The sequence below is a fragment of the Methanosarcina sp. 1.H.T.1A.1 genome, from assembly GCF_000979295.1.
Classification (GTDB): domain Archaea; phylum Halobacteriota; class Methanosarcinia; order Methanosarcinales; family Methanosarcinaceae; genus Methanosarcina.
Genome location: NZ_JJQY01000093.1, coordinates 22,163 through 40,173 on the forward strand (window position 1 = coordinate 22,163; position 18,011 = coordinate 40,173).

At 43.1% G+C, this 18,011-nt stretch carries 16 protein-coding genes and 1 pseudogene; 4 read left to right on the top strand and 13 right to left on the bottom strand.

Annotated elements, in window-relative coordinates; genetic code table 11:
* Positions 1 to 20: 20 nt before the first annotated feature.
* From EO95_RS09600 to rpl7ae, 3 genes are read right to left on the bottom strand one after another with little or no spacing between them, the layout of a single operon-like run.
* A complete protein-coding gene (locus tag EO95_RS09600; RefSeq protein WP_048134241.1) occupies positions 21 to 209 on the bottom strand; it encodes a 50S ribosomal protein L24e in 189 nt (62 codons plus the stop codon).
* Positions 210 to 230: 21 nt separating this feature from the next.
* The gene (locus EO95_RS09605) at positions 231 to 452 is read right to left on the bottom strand and encodes a 30S ribosomal protein S28e (protein WP_048134243.1); all 222 of its coding nucleotides are present in this window, start codon (positions 450 to 452) and stop codon (positions 231 to 233) included.
* 24 nt (positions 453 to 476) lie between these two features.
* Positions 477 to 839, bottom strand: coding sequence for a 50S ribosomal protein L7Ae (gene rpl7ae, locus EO95_RS09610; RefSeq protein WP_048134246.1), 363 nt, complete (start codon positions 837 to 839; stop codon positions 477 to 479).
* A 319-nt stretch (positions 840 to 1,158) separates the two neighbouring features.
* On the opposite strand from rpl7ae, the gene EO95_RS09615 reads away from it, so the two are divergent.
* The gene (locus EO95_RS09615; RefSeq protein WP_048134248.1) at positions 1,159 to 1,818 is read left to right on the top strand and encodes a TatD family nuclease-associated radical SAM protein; all 660 of its coding nucleotides are present in this window, start codon (positions 1,159 to 1,161) and stop codon (positions 1,816 to 1,818) included.
* Positions 1,819 to 2,034: 216 nt separating this feature from the next.
* On the opposite strand, the gene EO95_RS09620 is transcribed toward EO95_RS09615, so the two are convergent.
* Positions 2,035 to 3,504, bottom strand: a complete 1,470-nt coding sequence (locus EO95_RS09620; RefSeq protein WP_235282952.1) for a WD40 repeat domain-containing protein — start codon at positions 3,502 to 3,504, stop codon at positions 2,035 to 2,037.
* Positions 3,505 to 4,155: 651 nt separating this feature from the next.
* Between EO95_RS09620 and EO95_RS09625 the strand changes: the two genes are divergently transcribed.
* Together EO95_RS09625 and EO95_RS17605 are read left to right on the top strand one after the other, a co-directional pair.
* On the top strand, positions 4,156 to 5,622 hold the full coding sequence (locus EO95_RS09625) for a sodium-dependent transporter (RefSeq protein WP_235282953.1): 1,467 nt from the start codon (positions 4,156 to 4,158) through the stop codon (positions 5,620 to 5,622).
* Between the two features lies 1 nt (position 5,623).
* Positions 5,624 to 5,731, top strand: a complete 108-nt coding sequence (locus tag EO95_RS17605; RefSeq protein WP_200895028.1) for a MetS family NSS transporter small subunit — start codon at positions 5,624 to 5,626, stop codon at positions 5,729 to 5,731.
* Positions 5,732 to 6,209: 478 nt separating this feature from the next.
* Here the strand turns inward: EO95_RS17605 and EO95_RS16765 are convergent, their stop codons facing one another.
* The 5 genes from EO95_RS16765 to EO95_RS09655 all read right to left on the bottom strand — a co-directional run bounded on the left by EO95_RS16765 (position 6,210) and on the right by EO95_RS09655 (position 12,907).
* The gene (locus EO95_RS16765) at positions 6,210 to 9,515 is read right to left on the bottom strand and encodes a nitrous oxide reductase family maturation protein NosD (protein WP_052733556.1); all 3,306 of its coding nucleotides are present in this window, start codon (positions 9,513 to 9,515) and stop codon (positions 6,210 to 6,212) included.
* Positions 9,516 to 10,040: 525 nt separating this feature from the next.
* Positions 10,041 to 11,399 (bottom strand): nitrous oxide reductase family maturation protein NosD, encoded by a 1,359-nt coding sequence (locus EO95_RS09640; protein WP_235282954.1) that lies wholly within the window; start codon positions 11,397 to 11,399, stop codon positions 10,041 to 10,043.
* 334 nt (positions 11,400 to 11,733) lie between these two features.
* Positions 11,734 to 12,231, bottom strand: coding sequence for a GNAT family N-acetyltransferase (locus EO95_RS09645; protein ID WP_048134256.1), 498 nt, complete (start codon positions 12,229 to 12,231; stop codon positions 11,734 to 11,736).
* Between the two features lie 57 nt (positions 12,232 to 12,288).
* Positions 12,289 to 12,681, bottom strand: coding sequence for a type II toxin-antitoxin system VapC family toxin (locus tag EO95_RS09650; RefSeq protein ID WP_048134258.1), 393 nt, complete (start codon positions 12,679 to 12,681; stop codon positions 12,289 to 12,291).
* Entirely contained in the window at positions 12,668 to 12,907 is a 240-nt protein-coding gene (locus EO95_RS09655; protein ID WP_048134260.1) for an antitoxin VapB family protein, read from the bottom strand. Before EO95_RS09655 ends, EO95_RS09650 begins: the two co-directional genes overlap by 14 nt.
* 204 nt (positions 12,908 to 13,111) lie before the next feature.
* On the opposite strand from EO95_RS09655, the gene EO95_RS09660 reads away from it, so the two are divergent.
* Positions 13,112 to 14,149, top strand: a complete 1,038-nt coding sequence (locus EO95_RS09660) for a hypothetical protein (protein ID WP_048134261.1) — start codon at positions 13,112 to 13,114, stop codon at positions 14,147 to 14,149.
* A 108-nt stretch (positions 14,150 to 14,257) separates the two neighbouring features.
* Here EO95_RS09660 and EO95_RS09665 read toward each other — a convergent pair whose 3' ends face one another.
* The 4 genes and pseudogenes from EO95_RS09665 to EO95_RS09680 form a co-directional block, all read right to left on the bottom strand.
* Complete coding sequence (locus EO95_RS09665) at positions 14,258 to 14,620, bottom strand: F420H2 dehydrogenase subunit FpoO (protein WP_048134263.1); 363 nt, start codon at positions 14,618 to 14,620, stop codon at positions 14,258 to 14,260.
* Positions 14,621 to 14,633: 13 nt separating this feature from the next.
* Positions 14,634 to 16,109 (bottom strand): F(420)H(2) dehydrogenase subunit N, encoded by a 1,476-nt coding sequence (fpoN, locus tag EO95_RS09670; RefSeq protein ID WP_048134265.1) that lies wholly within the window; start codon positions 16,107 to 16,109, stop codon positions 14,634 to 14,636.
* A 3-nt stretch (positions 16,110 to 16,112) separates the two neighbouring features.
* On the bottom strand, positions 16,113 to 17,600 hold the full coding sequence (gene fpoM, locus EO95_RS09675) for a F(420)H(2) dehydrogenase subunit M (RefSeq protein WP_048134267.1): 1,488 nt from the start codon (positions 17,598 to 17,600) through the stop codon (positions 16,113 to 16,115).
* Positions 17,600 to 18,011 (bottom strand): annotated as a pseudogene (locus EO95_RS09680) (dehydrogenase); the annotation flags it as partial. The pseudogene EO95_RS09680 and the gene fpoM, both read right to left, overlap by 1 nt.

The following is an 18,011-nucleotide window of genomic DNA, read 5'->3' on the forward strand; positions in this document are numbered from 1 at the left end:
ATTTGAACTAATGACGGCAGTTATGCTTTTTTCAACTGGATTTTGCCTTTCTCAGTCCATTCGGTGCGGCGCGGAAGCCTGCCAAGGGCGAAGTTGCTCACGCACTTGGAAGAGCACAGGAAATAGGTGGAGCCGTCTTTTTTGACATAGAGCTTACCGGTACCAGGCTCCAGCATCTGCCCGCAAAAATAGCATTTTCTCTGTTCCATTTATTTTCACCGCGTATCTTTTTACCTGGTAGTCAGTTTCTTTGCTTCTCTTGACGTTTCCAGAAGCATCATAATGTCGCCGATGCGGATAGGGCCCACACAGTTTCTTGTGATTACTCGACCCTTATCTCTGCCTTCCAGAACCCTGCACTGGATCTGGCTGGCTTCACCATGCATACCTGTATTCCCGATAACGTCAATAACTTCAGCAGCAAAGCCGCCGATTGTGCTTTCTTCAGCCATATTCAGCACCCCATGTTATCAGGATTATTTAAGAGCTTCAAGTTTCTGAGAAATGTCCTGAATCATTTCAGCTGCTTTCCCTGCATCCACAATTGCTACGGTCGCACAGGAGACACCAAGTCCGCTGGCTGCGCCAAGTTCTTTCTGGTTCTTGATGAAGATGTAAGGAGCGTTCTTCTCTTCGGAAAGAGGAGCGATATGAGCGATAATCTCTGAAGGCTCGATATCTTCGGCAATCAGGACAAGCTTTGCATTGCCTCTTTCGATTGCTTTGGTAGCTTCATTTGTACCTTTTTTAATCTTTCCAGTGTCTCTGGCAAGCTCCAGAGCTTCAAGTGCTTTGTTTGTAAGTTCTTCAGGAACATCGAATTTAGCGAATCGTGCCATTTAAATTTCTCCTTCGAAATTGCGGATCTCGCAATTTTTCATCAATCATAGGTTTTTAACACATATCTGTCAACATTGAAAATTCAAATCCCTAAAAAAGAACCTGAAATACTTCAATGCAGAGAGTAAATGAGTTGAAACATAGATACTGCTAGCTAAATGCTGCAGATTGAACCTTAGAAGTACATAATCACCTATAAACTTTCTGCTTGATAAGAAGGGCAACAGACAGATACGGGGATAAATCAGCAAAAAACGGAATATATAAGGAAAGCCTCAGCCCATAAGTCAAAAATTAAAGAAAATTAACAAATGCGTCATGGTTATAAGGGATGTAAGGATTTTGATTTGTATGAACACAATCTATTATGAAGCCCATAATAATCTTTACCTCAACCTTACAAACAGATGCAGTGCGGACTGTGTCTTCTGCATCCGCAACTTTGCAGACGGCGTTTATGGGTATGACCTGAGGCTTTCAAAAGAACCATCAACAGAAGAGCTAATCGAAGCCCTTGAAGGGCTGGACCTTTCAAACTATAAGGAAATCGTGTTTACAGGTCTTGGAGAACCAACCCTCAGGTTCGATGTGGTGCTGGCAGTCACCCGCTGGCTTAAAAACCGGGGTATAAGGGTAAGGCTCGATACCAACGGGCATGCTGCGTTGATTAATCCCGAACTGGACGTAGTTTCAGAATTGAAAAAGGCAGGCATGGATTCTATTTCAGTCAGCCTGAACGCAGAATCCGAAGAAAAATATAACAAGCTCTGCAGACCGGTCCACAAAAACGCTTACAGATCAGTACTCGATTTTGTAAAGGGAGCAAAAGAAGCCGGAATCTCTACAAGGGTTACAGTGGTTAAGATACCCGAGATTGATGTGGAAAAATGCAGAAAGCTTTCAGAAGAACTTGGTTCGGAATTCCATATAAGGACACTGTCCGAGGCTGCAAGTAAAGAAATCGGGGGAAAAAATTAAAACACCCTGAAGAAAATCCGGATTCCTTATCATAAGAATGGTATTTATTCACAGTAATAAGAATGGTATTTACTCACAGTAATAAGAATGGTATTTACTCACAGTAATAAGAATGGTATTTGCTTACAGCCTATTCACAGTCATAGTTATCCCCAGGAAGATCCTATTTTGGGGAAACTCCCTATTTCCGGAGTTATCCCCGCTTTTCGGATTTCCTCAGTTATTCCCTGGTGTGTCGTTTTCTTCAAGGTTTTCAAAGTCCTCAAGGCTCTCATCCAGTTCCTTTTGTTTGAGGATTCTCCTTTTCAAAAAGAAGACTGTACCTGCCAGAGCTCCAATTAGAAGAGCAAAAAGAAACTTTACTGAACCAAACATTTCCAAAACCTTTAAAGAACTTTCTTCAGAAGGTAACTCCACTAAACCCGAATCTTCTCCGGTTTTCGTATTCCCGTCCACACCGCTTGAGGTAACTGAAGCTTCTTCAACCCGATTTTCAACGCCCCCTGTAGCTGCAGTATCTTCTTTTATGGGCTGGAGGACTTCTTCTGCAAGAACGACATCTTTCTCCTTGATAGTTTCTTTTGGCAGGAAGCTTTCGTCCCCAAGCAGCAGTGCAAAGGCAGTGAGATTTCGTTCAAAAAGATATACTGCTTCTGCATCACTCCCGACAGCAATGGTTGAGCTGTCGCGAGAAACATCCAGGCTGTTAATATTTCCTTCGCAGTTGTAGTTCCAGAGTTCTTCCCCGTCCATATTAAGGACATAGAGGTTATCGTCCCAGCTTCCGGCTGCAATGAATGAAGAGTCGGGGGATATCTCTACATCATAGACATCGCCTTTTACCTGGTAATCCCAGAGTTTTGCTCCGGTGAGGTTAAACAGGTAAATCTTGTCGTCAAAACTTCCTGCCGCAAGATGCGAGCCATTGGTTGTTAAAGAGACACTGCTGACCCAGTTACCCGGTTTGTGCACCCATGAAAACTCCCCTTTACGGTCAAAAAGATAAACGTTATAGTTAGATCCCCCGGCAGCCACATAGTAAGCATACGGAGTCATGCTTACGCTATTGATCAAACTTCCGGTTTTTCTTCCCCAGATCGTTTTTCCCTCCCTGTCAAGGAGGTAGACGTAATTGTTGGCATTTCCAACTGTCACGTAAGACCCATCTATGGAAATGGCAACACTGCGGACAGCGCCTCTGGAATCAAAACTCCATAAAAGTTTACCTTCCCTGTTAAAGAAATAAATCTTACCGTCTTCACTGCCTGCCGCGATGTACAGGCCATCGGAAGAAATCGCTACACTATTGAGACTGCCTCCTGTTTTGCGACGCCATAGCAGATCTCCTTCCCGGTTAAAAAGGTACACTTTTTTATCGTTGCTTCCCGCCGCAACTCGAGCCCCATCTGAAGAAAGTGATACTGTATAAACAATATCACCGGTAGTATAATTCCAAAGTTGTGTCCCTTTAGAATTAAAAAAAGAAACTTTGTGATCAAAACCGCCAGCTACAAGATAGTCCCCTGTTGAAGAAATTGATACGTCATTTACTATACAACCGGTTTCACATCTGCTTAACAGATCAAAAGCCTTGAGTTCTGAAAGGTCCACGTCCCCGCTATCCCGAACAAGAGGATCTGCAGCTTCCGCCCCTGAAAGAAGACCGAAAAACAGACCCAGTGCCAAAAATAACCATATTCCCGATGAATGTTTCATATAATTTATAATGAAGTACTTTATTGCACATGAATTTTTTGTTACAGTAAGCTAAACAGGGAAAAATTAACAAAATTTATTTGGTTCTTATTGCGCTTGAATAAGCAGTAATAATTAAATTATAGATATATATTATCAGATTGTTAATCCTCAAGAGCTTAACGAAATGTTTGATTATCAGAGTGTTATCCTCAAGAGTTTAACGAAGTATTTGATTATCAGATTATTAACACTCGGAATTTTAACGAAGTGTTTGATTATCAGATTATTAACACTCAAAAGTTTAAAGAAGTGTTTGATTATCAGAGTGTTATCCTCAAGAGTTTAACGAAGTATTTGATTATCAGATTGTTAACACTCAAAAGTTTAACGTAAATGTTTGCATGATATGGTAAAATATTTGGAAATTCTGAAAAAGAGTACTTTATCCCGCATTCGGAAAAAGGGTGTTGTAAGGTTAGAATAGGTAGTTTAAAGTTATATTTATGGCAGTAGCTGTGAGTCTGCTGGATGAATTAAGTTATTCCTGATTCATTGCAGTTATCTTCCCGTATTAATTTGTTTTAACCTTCACTGTTCCGGATGTGGAATACAAAAAAGGTTTATAGGATGTGATTTTTGGTGGCGAGAGAAGTATGGAACACCAGAGTTGGATTTATTCTTGCAGCAATAGGTTCTGCAGTCGGCCTTGGAAATATCTGGAGGTTCAGCTACGCGGCGTACGAAAACGGAGGAGGAGCTTTCCTGATCCCTTATTTTGTCGCTCTTCTGACTGCAGGTATCCCGCTTATGATACTTGAGTTCGGGCTTGGAAGCAAGTTTCTAGGCTCAGCTCCAATTTCACTTAAAAGGGCGAAAAAAAGTTTCGAATGGATAGGCTGGTGGGGAGTAATTGCCAGCTTTATAATTACGACTTATTATTCTGTAATAATGGGCTGGAGCCTTGTGTACCTTTTAAAAGCGTTTACTCTTGGCTGGGGCACGGACACGGAAGCCTTTTTCAATAACGAACTATTGAATGTCTCCAGTTCCCCCTGGAACCTGGGGAGCTTTTCCTATCCGGTCCTTATAGGGCTGCTGTTGACCTGGCTGGTTATCTGGATTATAGAAAAAAAAGGCGTGCAGGCTGGAATTGAGAGGTCAAGTAAAATTTTTATTCCTCTTCTCTGGGTTCTTCTTATCGTGCTCGTGTTCAGAGCAATAACCCTTGAAGGCGCAATCAATGGAATTGAATGGTACCTGAAGCCGGATTTCAGCAAACTCACAGACATAAAGGTCTGGCAGGCAGCCTACGGACAGGCCTTTTACAGCCTGAGTCTTGGAATGGCAATAATGATTACTTATTCAAGTTACCTTCCAAAAAAGAACGATATCGTAAACAACGCTTTCATTGTCAGCCTGGCAGACGGAGCCTTCAGTTTCACCATGGGTTTTGTGGTTTTCGGGACTCTCGGACACATGGCTTATGCAAAAGGGCTCGGAATTGAAGAAGTAGTAGCCCAGAGCATAGGCCTTGCCTTTGTGGTGCTGCCAGAAGCCCTTAATATGCTCCCGGGATTAAAAACTCTTACTGCAGTTGCTTTTTTCCTGTGCATCGTAATTGCTGCCCTTTCCTCCCTCATCTCCCTTGTGGAAGCTTTTGCCTCCTCAATAATGGACAAGTTTGACATGAAAAGGAGCAGGGCAGTTGATATCACTATCGGCTTTGGGCTGCTTTTCAGCCTGATCTATGCGACCAGGGCAGGGATTTACTGGCTTGATATCATAGACCACTTCATCAATACCTACGGGCTGATTATAGTGGGCATCCTCGAAACCGTTGCAATCGGCTGGATCTATGGTGCAGATAAGATAAGAGAATGGGTCAATACTTATTCGGATTTCATGGCCGGAGCCTGGTGGAATGCCTGCATAAAAGTGGTGATTCCGGTTGTCCTGATGTACCTCGTCTACATAGATACCCGGTCAAACCTGGCTGCACCTTATGAAGGTTATGATCCTGCAGCCCTGATGGTCGGAGCCGGAGTAATTGCCCTTGGAATTCTCATCTCTTTCCTTGCGCCTTTTATCAATAAGGAGGTAGAGTAAAATGATGCTCTCGACAGGCAGCATTCTGATGGCTGCTTTCGGGTTCATAATCCTTTACGGAGGGCTGGGGCTCTGCCTGAGCATAGCCCTGAGAAAAAGGAATCCCTGAGAGAAAGGTGAAGAAATAAGGTCATTTGGGCGAATTGTTGACCAAGAAAGAAACAAAAGAAACAGAAAAAAGCAAAAAGAAACAGAAAAAAGCAAAAAGAAACAGAAACAGAAAGTTATCGGTTTCCCCGATTCTTTCTATCTACTTGTTTTTTAGAGGCGTCCTCAGCTGTTTTTACTTTCTGGCTTTTTTCTATTTATTCTTCTTTTTTGTCTGGAAGACCGCTCTCCTGCGTCGAGTGTAACAGGAACCAGAGCTTCTGTAAATCTTTTGACCCAGTATGGCGAATAAGATTGCGCGGAGTCCTTCTTAGAGAAGCTCACTGCTAAAGCCCATAAATAAGTCCTCTTGAGCGAATCTAAAAATAACAGTTACTTGTCCATAAATAAGTCCTCTTGAGCGCAGCGAAAAGGACTGCGTACTGTTGCGATTACATCGCAACTCCCAGGAAATCTCCGATTTCCTGCGATCCCGAATCTCAATTCGGGAGGGACAGAGGGAGATAGTCAAATTCGCTCTCATTGACTTCATAGGGAAGATCACAGATCCCGTCCTCGTCCAGGTCCGTACAGTTCTGGCTGAACCCCGTACCATCGGGTTTTGCCCATAAATTGCCCCCTATGCTGGGTCCACCTGCGATGTTCTTTCCTGAAGTTTTTGTAGTGTTCCAGCGAATATTCTTATTTCCATAGGCGGGTTCCAGGTTCAGGGTGTTGTTGAAAAGGTTGTTATAGAAAGTATTGTTACTGCCCGCAGCCAGGTAAAGCCCGAAATTCCTGTTTGATTCTATCAGATTGTCCCTGAATAGATTATCACTCGAATAAGAGAGGAGAATTCCCATGTCATTGAGATTTATGGTGTTGTTCCTCACTGTATTGTTCTCAGAGAAAGATGTGTAAATCCCATAATCGTTTTCGGAAATAAGGTTATCTCTGATCAGATTTGAATCTGCAAAACCATAGTCTCCGGAATAAATGTAGATTCCCTGATATTCGTTCTGGTATACGGTATTATTTTTAAGGGAATTATTGCCTGAACTATCCAAAACAATACCTTCAATATTGGTTAAAACCGCATTGTTGTTCAGTAAATTCGTTTCCGAATTTTTAAGGTATAATCCCCTCTGGTTGTTTTCGACAGTGTTGTTTGTAATGTTGTTCCGATCGGAAGAAACCAGATACACCCCATAAAGGTATTCGGAGACAATATTGCTCTTAATGGTGTTTTCGGATGTGTTGTACAGGTAGATCCCGGCTGCTTCTTTCCATATAGAATATGGTCCGGATATGTAAAATCCCGAAATCATAACGCCTTTTGAAGTCACTTTAATCACGGGCTCGGTTGTATTGGAAGCCCTGATAATTGTGCTCCAGGGATCCGCCGATTCCGAAACAAGGCTTATGTTGTCCACATCCAGAAGGACATTTTCTTCATAAGTACCGGGATAGACAAGAACAGTACTTCCCGGAACTGCGGAGTCCACAGCATCCTGAATCGTGAGAAAATCTGCAAAAGGAGAACTGTTCATTATAAGCAATACAGGTCCGGGAGCTCTTGCAAGAGGAAGGGCATCAATTATGCCTGTATTTTCGATATTGTAAGCAGAATCGCTAATTCCATCAATATTGGAATCTTCAGCAGTTTCCGAAAAGCCGCTACAATCAGGTTTTGCCCAGAAATTGCCGCCAAGATATGGACCCCCCATAAAATTCGTTCCCCGGGTTCTTTCCGTGTTCCAGGTATTGTTTCCGCTCTTTTCCAGCTTTACATCTATTGAATTGTTGAAATAATTGTCATACAGCCTGTTGCTATTGGAATCAGACAGCAGAATTCCGCAGTCCGTATTTTCCCTGAGGCTGTTACGGATGATTGTATTATTCTCCGAAGCCTCCATTAAGATTCCACAGAAACTGGCCAGAATCTCATTATCGCGGAGGATATTTGAGCCCGAATTCGACAGATAAATAGCAGGTCCTGAAGAAGAGTTCGCATTGTATGCAGTATTATTAATCAAAAGGTTGTTATCTGAAAAGTTTAGGTATATTCCGGAATTCCCGTTGATCCCTGCACTGTTTTTGGTGAGGATATTATTGCTTGAAGACTGAAGGACGATACCGAGGGCATTTCCGGTCACACTGTTGTTGCATAACCCGCACCCGTAAACGGAGTCTAAATAGATTCCCGCTTTCCCTCCGGATTTCATGCCTGTGCCTTTCACCGTAAACCCGCAGATTGTGACATTGTTTGCATTCACATGGAAGATATTGTCATCAGGATCAAGAGCCTGAACTGTAACCTCTTCAGGGTTGATGGACCGGGAGTAGATTTTCAGGCCCTGCACATCCACAGCCACGTTTTCTACATAAGTCCCCGGATAAACGAGAATGGTTGATCCCTGCTCCGCAGCCGAAACAGCCTTCTGGATCGAATCATAATCGGCATCCTGCTCGTCATCTCCAACAGTTATGGGCACCGATTCGGGAGGTGTTGAAAGTGGTAGATAATCGATATTTTCAGGGCCATCAATCTCATAAGCTGTATCACAAATCCCGTCAAGGTCAAAATCCCTTGAGGTCTGAGAGAAACCCTTACCATTTGGGTTTGCCCAGAAATTTCCTCCAAGATACGGGCCCCCGACAATGTTAGTACCCGGAGTAAGGGAATTGTTCCAGGTATTTCCTTTGCTAATTCCAAGCTTTACGTTTATAGTGTTGTTAAAATAATTATTATAGATCCACTCATCACCTTCCAGATCTGGAATAGAGATCCCGCATTCTGCACTGGAAGTTATTGTATTGTTGAGTATTTCAATACCATAACAGGCATCTCCTTGATTAATTCCGATGCTGCAGTTCAAGATCATATTATTATGAATTCTGGTTCCACTCGCCTGAGAAATATCTACCCCGTGAAAACAGTCCGTAATCGTATTATTCCGAATATTTATGCCCCGATCGTATGCATCGATCCCATTGGAGCAATTCGAAATCGTATTTCCGGATACTACATCGCCTCCCCCGCAACAGGCGAAACTTACCCCTCCACCGTTTGAGATTTCATTTTCGGCTATTAAATTATTCGATGCCCATGGGCCCATTAAAATGTAACCATTTTCAATGAGGTTCCCTGTCAAATTATTTGTCACGCTTCCTTCGCTCAGAGAGATCCCATCATTGAAAAGCAAGTTTTTCGAGATAGTATTATAACTGGCATTATCAAGGTAAATTCCTCTATAGTTTTCAAAAAGTGCGTTTTCGGTAATGACGCAATTGCTGGCGTTTTCAAGGTAGATTCCGCATAGAGGCCGGTAGTTTCCGTATCCCATGGTCTTAAAAATCTCCTCTGCTGCAGAAGTGCGAGCGTATTCCGGAGAAGATTCCCCGCGTAAATTCACAGGGTCTGCAAAATTTCGGGCAATAATTCCCCAGGGATAGTTGAAAGGCTCTCCAGCTCCTGTTATGTTAAAGCCACTGAGAGTCACATTGTCAGCTTTTATATGAAATACGCTTTCGTTTTCATCCAGAGGTTCCACCAGCACATCAGGATTTCCTGACTCCGACATGACCTTAAGCCGGGTCACATTTACAATAATGTTTTCCCTGTAGGTTCCAGATCTAACTATAATCGTGTCTCCAGAAGACGAATTGGTTACTGCTTCTTGAATTGATCTGAAATCCGCTCCAGAATCGTCATCTACAGTAATTTCCTTTGCGGACGCGGAGCTGTAAACTTCAATCGTGATAAGCGCAATAGCTACTAAAATAATTATTCTGTTTGCTCTCATTAATTCCCACTCCCATGAACCATTCATGTTTTTGTGAACCTGTTTCAAAGCTCCATTTAGTTCTGTTTTGAGAGCAGCCAGATTTTTACCTGTTTTAAATTGTTTTAATGCTGTTTTATCTACGTAAGATACTGACCGAATTGAATATGGGGAATTTAAACAGGTTCGGTGAACTAATACAAATGGGAACTGTGAAAACCCTTTTCTGAACCGGGTATTTTTATCTGGATGAATGTAATACTTATCTATGTAAATGTAATACATTAGACAACGTGATAATCATAAATAGATCCATATTTCAAAATATCAATAGTTGCTATTATCCGTAGTCAGGTGCGAGGATTTTTGCAGTACCCTATGAAAGAAGCTAAGCATACGGGCAGATATAATTATCTAATGGCAACTGGAAAACTACGAGAGATAGGAAGTTAGAGAAGCACGTGTTCTAAAGATAGGCGGCAGAGAATCATAGTTTAAAGATATTAAAAGAAAGAAAGAAAGAAAGAAAGAGTTTAAAATACGAAATCAACAGCTATCAGTATTATTTGTTATTTCTCCTGTAGAATTAAACCATAAAAAGAGAGGTAAAGAAGGAGGTTCGGCAAGCGGGATATAGTCAAAGTCGATTCCGTTGACGTTGTAAGGCAGGTCACAGATCCCGTCGGAGTCCGAATCTTCAGCAGTCTGAGAAAAACCGGTCCCGTTCAGGTCAGCCCAGAAATTGCCTCCCAGGTATGGGCCCTTCACGATATTTGTTCCAGACGTTTTTGTGGTGTTCCAGCTGTTTCCTTCACTGTTTTCAACCTTCACATTTATAGAGTTGTTAAAGTAATTGTTATAGATGCGGTTGTCAGCACTGTAGTCCAGCAAATAGATTCCGGATTCATTACTGGAAGTTATCGTGTTGTTGAACAGTTCATTATTCTGGCTGTTTTCTCTCAAAAAAATGCCTCTGCTGCTGTTCGAAATTGTGTTGTTATATACCGTGGAACCATAGACTAAAATCAGGTAAATCCCATAATCGCAGTCCGTAATCATATTGTCACGAAGAACAGTCCGTGCCTGAGTGTCATATAAATCAATCCCTGTACTGCAATTAAAGATCTCATTGTTCGAAACGAGGTTTCCTCCCCCGCAGCACGCAACCCCTATCCCTCCTCCGTTCGAAAGCCGGTTCCGGGATATTGTGTTATCCCAGCAGTGTGCGCCAAGAATAACATTTCCCTCTTCAATGGAATTATTTATTGCCATATTCTTGCTGCACCCTTCATCAATCCAGATGCCGTTTCGGAAAAAAGTATTGTTCGAGAGGGTATTGTTCATTGACCCCTGAAGGTAAACTCCATACTGATTTTCAAAAATATAGTTTCTTTCGATTGTGCAGTTCTCGACCTGATCAAGGCAGATTCCTGCCTGAGGACATTCAAACCCATTCGATCTCGAGACAAAGATCTCTCCTGAACCGGGCCTGTAAGCCTTTCTCACTTCTGGCACATCACTCATATCCGAGTTGCCTGAACTTCCGGAGATAAAAGAATTTCTGAAGCTGACAGCCTCAAAAACACTGAAAAACTCTCCTGAACCGGTTATGTTGAAACCGCTGATGGTCACGTTATCTGCTTTTACCTGAAATACGCTGGAGTTCTCATCCCCTGATCTGATAAAAACGCCACCAGGGTTTTCAGGTTCCGAAGTGACCGTTACCCCCGAAACATTGACAACGATATTTTCCTCATAGTCCCCGGCTTTCACAATAACGAAATCCCCGGTTGTAGAGTTATTTACCGCAGCCTGAATTGAAGCTCCGGGCTCAACATAAATAACCTCTGCACTCCCAACGCCTGCAGAAACCAGAAGCAAAGCAATTCCCAGCGTTGCACTCATTAACCTGGTAAAACAATCTCCGATAAGTATGATCTTCAGAAATAACCCCCCATACATTTTACACAGCCTTGACGGTTAAGGATAGGATAAATTTAGAACCGGCACTTTCCGTGCATAATGACTATTATTTCTTATGATATTATCAAGTTCATTACTATATATATCAACTGTTACTTTGTTTTTACACGAAAAAAATGGCTACCAATCATGAAATTTTCCGACAGAGAAGAAAACGAATTGATCAGACATTTCGGTAAATGATAAATAAAACTCTGAAAAGAAAGCAAAAAAATCTCTAAAAAGTGGAGTTGTGTGTGTTGCTCCTAATAAGAATTTATTTTACAAGAGCATACATGCAATAATCAAAGAATCTGCCGTTTTTATAAACACTTTTCTTCATTGTGCCCTCTAAAACAAATCCGGCTTTTTCAAGGGCTTTTCTTGAGCCGATATTTTGTGCATAGGGCTCTGCAAATATCCGGATAATATCATAATGTTCAAAAGCTGTTTGACAAAGCTGTTTTATTGCTTCGCTCATAATTCCTCTGCCCCAAAAAGGCTCACCAAGCCAGTATGCAATTTCTGCACTTTTACAATATACATCGTTTTTGATGAATAAGGCGACACACCCTACAGCTTCTCCATTCACAATAATTGCCCGGCAGCATTGTTGTGTTTCATCATTAGAGCTAAAGCTCTCTACGGTTTTCCTGCAATCCTCCAAAGTAGAGGGAAAAGCATCCCTCATATTTTCTATAATTTTTGTATTGTAGGAATATTTGAAAAAGTTTTCAGCATCGGATTTTTCCCATTTTCGCAATTCGAAATCCATTTTAACGACATCCGTGAGAAGATACTGCTCTTTTTAAAATGCCTATATTACCTGTTTTCAATAAACTATCACTTCGAGCCCTGTCACTTTTGTGAAGTGGTTATCTCTGGTAACTATTTTTCCATCGTGACACAATATTATAGAAGCTATGAGTTCATCGAATGCCCCAATGGCTCTTCCTTTTGAGAGTAAATTTGCAGAAAGGGAAGCAAAGACTTCGTAGACTGATTCTTCAAGCTCCAGAACCTGAAAACATTCCAGAAGCTTTTTGATTTCTTCCAGATTTTTGTGTGTTTTTCTGGACAGATACGCTCCCCGGTACAGCTCAAGGACATTAATCTCGGTTGTGCTTAAGGGAATTTCCTGAGCTTCCATTTCAGCCAGTTTCTGGAGAGCTTCTTCTCTTCCTCTCAGGAGGTCAACAATAAATGAGGTATCAAGCACTGGCATCAAAATCAATCTCCCTCATCTCTGCTTTTCTCATATCTCTGGAAGCTTTTTCAATTGCGTCAGCGAGTTCGGGGTTGGAGCCAATTTCTGCGAGCACTTCAGATAGCTTTCTTTTTCTGGGATAGTACTTGAGTATCACGTCAGAAAAGCTGTCTTTTTCTGAAATTTTGAGGCTTTTTAGCTTCTCGTAGGCTTCATCGCTTATGCTGATTGTTCTGGTTGGCATGATAATATCTGTGTATGTATGTGTATTTAAGATTTTCAATAGGAAATGTGTACCTGAAAAGAAGCTGAACAATAAATGAAGGGGCGGGTTGCTTGAACCTGCATTTAATGCCAAAGAAGAAAATAAAACCTCAATTCCAAACAAAAAGAAACACATATAACATTTAACAGACTAAAAGGGATTGAACTCAAAAAATTAAGCCTGATGAATCATGGAGGCTCAAGATTTACGCCCTTAACCAAAAAGATAGAACTCGACATTTATTCAGGTGAAGTTTTTAACGGCATAGATCCCTTTGACAACACAAATTGGATGTACTTAGGAGCTCTTTTTGTCCCCACAGACTACAAAGCAGAGGTTTTGAAAAATTTGAGTGATCTTCGCTGTATAAAAAACCATAATTGGAACACATCTGAATCAGACTGCCCTGAAAGTTGTAAGTTTCATAAAGAGAACAATACTGAAATTCACTTCAAAGAAATTCATAGATCGAGTGCAAGATTCATGATCGCAAAAGACTGGGTCAGTTTCTTCAGTAAGGAAGCTTGTCAAAAACATCGAAAAATGTTATATTGTAATATACTTGGCATAAATCTTTCAAACATAAATTACAGTGAATTTGGCAGCGGTGGAAAAACCGAACTTAATATTTATAATCGCTTTTATAGAACTCTTCTAATGAGTGGTTTAAATTATTTTTTTAAAGATTATTCCAATATTGTTGTGAACTCTATATTTCATGACAGAGGAAGTCAAGAACACCACGAATTCTTTCCCTGGCATCCAATTAAACAAACTGAATTTGAAATAGACAAGTTGAGTATAAACTGCAACGAAATAGAATTCATAGACTCAGATCACAGAAACAGCAAATCAGAAGAATCTCAGTTTATTCAATTAACTGACTTGATTCTTGGAGCTACTTTTTCAACGATCCACAACTCATCAAATAATTCAAGAAAAAAAGAAGTTTGTGAACTTTTCAAACCAACATTGCATAAACTATTGGATCGCAAAAAGAGCCCCAACGGTCAGATGATTGGGGATTATTACAAAAGTAATTATTATCGAACTTACCAGGTATCGTTTTTTCCAAAATACAATATGACACCTGAAGAAGTAATCACTTATCTTGATCTGCATGGCAAAATTCAAAGAAAAGAAAAACTAAAAGTAGACAACTTTTATTATTCCCGCTTAATTGGATCTAAAAACCAACAAACACTAGAAAAATGGTTTTAATTAATCAATAATTCATGCCAAAACAAAAAAATCAATCAACGGGCTCCACCAAATAGCCGGCAACTATCAAAAAATAAGAAATTAAAGCCGCTTTAAAAGCAGCTTTACTTAATGATGTGCGTGTTCCTGCTCGATCTTCTCTTTTTTATGCCTGAGATAAGACTCATCGGCTGCTTTCAGGCACCGGTAGCAGAGATCCACATCTTTTTTTACGACTCCCTTTGAGAAGTTAGGGACCTGCAGTTCCACTGAGAAAACTCCGGTTTTATCTCCGCAGAGGGCGCATTTGCCTTTTCTGCATGAGTTCTGGTTTTTGTTCACTGTTATGTAAGTTTTCTGAGCGGAATCGAGGCAGGTCTCACAGAGCCCTTTCCAGACCCCGTTAGGGTAGGCGAATTTGAGGAGGGGGCGGATAGCCCGGACCGGGATGACGGTCGGAATTGCACGCCCGCAAAGATCACAATCTGTCATTTCTCATACCTCCTTAGAATGGTAATAGTACCATTGCTGCTTCCATTGCCCACTTAATGAAGGGTTCGGGCCAGAGACCCATTGCCAGTACACCGGCCACTGCAACAAGAAGAGAGGCTGCGTATGGGAAAGGAATGCTGACTTTTTTACCTTCGGGGGGAAGGAAGTACATGTATTTCACAAGCCTTGCGTAGTAGAACAGTGAAAGGGCACTGTTCAGGATTGCAATCACTGCAAGCCAGGTCATGCCTGCCTCAATGGTTGAGGAGAAGAGCACGAACTTGGCCATGAAGCCGGCAGTTGGGGGGATACCTGCAAGGGCAAAGACGAAGATCGTCATGGAAAGGGCTGCCAGAGGCATTCTCTTCCCAAGGCCCCTGAAGCTGTCAAGATGGTCGGGGATGTCGAGGTTTCCTCTCTTTTCCGAGGTTACCATCCAGACAACTACTCCGGCTGCGATAAAAGCTCCTGCTTTCATAAAAGCATGGGCAAGGGCGTACATGATGCCGCCTGTAAGAGCCACCGGGGTCATTACCGCAAAAGCCATTGCAATGTATCCTGCCTGTGCCAGGGAGGAGTAGGCAAGCATGCGTTTTACGCTGGTCTGAGCAACTGCGACCACGTTTCCGAAGGTCATTGTTACCACTGCCAGGATTGTGAAAGCAAGCTGCCAGTCAGGCTGGAGGGCTGCAAGAGCCACAATGAAAATCCTGAAGGCTGCCACAAATCCCATCTTCTTGGACCCGGCTGCAAGCAGGGCGGAAACAACTGAAGGGGACCCCTGGTAGGTATCCGGAGCCCACATATGGAAGGGCACCAGAGCCATCTTGAAGCCGAAACCTGCAATCAGCAGCACGACTGCAACAAGCCCTATAGGGTTTTGTGTCAGGAGGCCGGAGTTTGCAGCAATTATTGGGATGCTGGTAGTGCCGGTTGCCCCGTAGACAAAGGAAATCCCGAAGAGCATGAGCGCTGCAGAAACCGAGCCGATCACGAAGTACTTCATGGCTCCTTCGAGGGACCTTGCGTTCTGCTTTTCAAAGCCTGCAAGAGCGTAGGTTGCAAGACTTGCCAGTTCAAAGGCACAGAAGAGCACTATCAGGTCGTTTGCCGATGCTACAAACATCATTCCGACGGTTGCAAAGAGCATCAGGGTGTAGAACTCTTCTGTGTGCTCGCTGTTTTCAGTGTACTTGATTGAGGCAAGCGAAACAACCAGAGCAACTGCCAGGAAGACCAGTTTGAAAAACTGGGAGAGGGCATCGATACTCAGAGTTTCTGAGAAAATCGAATATCCAACCTGGAAGTCTTCCATCCTCAGAAGCCCGAAGCTTTTAACCGTCAGGACAAGGGCTGCAAGGATTCCCAGGGTTGCCAGGTAACCCAGTACATTCTTAGACTTGGGGGACAGGAAGACTCCGGCCATAAGTACGGCCAGGCCGGTTGCAACTAATACAATTTCAGGTGCAAGATACATTAATTCTTCCATTTCTTACACCCCCAGGACAGCCGCAAGGCTGACTATTGCTTCCGAATTCTTAATCATCATATCAAGCACCGGGCTCGGGTTCAGGCCGAAATAGAGCACCAGAAGGGCAAGAGCTGCCATTGAAAAGACCTGCAGGGAATTTATGTCCCTGACATCCCCGAGCTTCTCATTATACACTCCAAACATTGCCCTCTGCATTGCCCAGAGGTGGTAACCTGCAGTAATCACTATTGCCAGCAGGGCAAATAAGACAAAGCCAGGCAGGTTCACGAAAGTGAAGGTCAGGACCAGGAACTCGGCAATAAAGCCTGTTAGCCCCGGAAGGCCAAGGGATGCCATAAACCCGACCATCATAACCACAGTGAGCATTGGCATCTTCTTTGCAAGCCCGCCGAGGTCGTTAATGATCCTTGTGCCTGTGGTGGCCTGGATTGCACCGGCAGACATGAACAGAATGCTCATGATAAGCCCGTGGGAAAACTGCTGGAACATGGCGCCTGAAACCGAAAGGGTAACAAGGCCGGCTGAACCCAGGGTAACAAATCCCATGTGGCTCAAACTGGAGTAAGCGATCATGCGCTTGAGGTCTTTTTGCCGCAGAGCCAGAAGAGCCCCGTAGACTATGCTGAAAGAACCGAGCAGGCCCAGCATCATGATCATCAGCTTGGGATTACCAGTGTTCGGGAGCATAGGGAGTGAAATCCTGAAAAGCCCGTACCCTCCGATTTTGAGCAGGATAAAGAGTACACTGCCTGCAGTAGGAGCCTCGGCATATGCATCCGGAAGCCACGAGTGGAAGGGGAAAGTCGGCATCTTTGCCAGGAACCCGAAGAGGATTGCAAGGAATATTCCATCTTTCATCAGGCCGGGTTCGAAGAACTGGAACTGTGCGATCAGTTCTCTTATATCAAATGTAGGAACACCTGTCTGATGCAGGGCTGCGTAAAAGAGCCCGAAGATTCCGAGCAGCATCACGAGAGATGCAACATGCGTGTAGATAAAGAACTTGTAGGACGCATGAGCCCGCTTTTCTCCACCCCAGATATTTACAATGAAGAAGAGTGGCACCAGGGTAAGTTCCCAGAATATATAGAAGACTACAAAGTCAAGGGCTACGAAGACGCCTATGACTGCGGCCTGCATGGTAAGGATCAGCCCGTAGAACCTGTTAGGGGCTTCCCGATCTTCTTTCCAGCTATAGAGGATCATAAGCGGGATAACGAGCGCATTCAGGAGGATAAGAGGCATGGAAATGCCGTCAATTCCAACTGAATAGTTGACCCCGAGGAAGGGAATCCACTTCACAGATTCATAGAACTGCATTGCAGCAGTACTGCTGTCAAAGTTCAGATAGGCGTAAAGGGTAAGGCCCAGAGTCGCAAGCGACCCGACAAGGCCCAATCCTGCAGCCTGGTCTTTTGTTTTTGTGAAAAAGGTCACGACTGCGAAAATCAGCGGCACCAGAATCAACAACGATGCGACCGGCAGCATCAGAGTACCTCCATTATCAATTTAACGAGTATTATTAGCAGGCTCACACCTGCAATTATGACGGTTGCATAGGTCTGGACAACCCCTGTCTGAACCTTCCGGAGTTCTTCACCTATACCAACCGTGAGAATTCCTATTCCTTCCACAATGCTGTCAACGATCACATCAACTACCTGCGTGAGGAAAGCAATAACGCCGTAAACTATTCCGATTGAGAAAAACTCAGTATAGATTTCGTGCTGGTAGTAACGCTTGTAGAGCAGCTTGTAAATCGGGTTCTTCATGGAAGCAAGAGGCCCGAGTTTCACTGCTCTGAGGTAATAGATCACGAAAGCAATTGCAAGGCCTGCAAGGGCGACTATTAACGGGAGCCACAGAATAAAGAGAGGCTCGTGTCCTGCTGCCTCTACA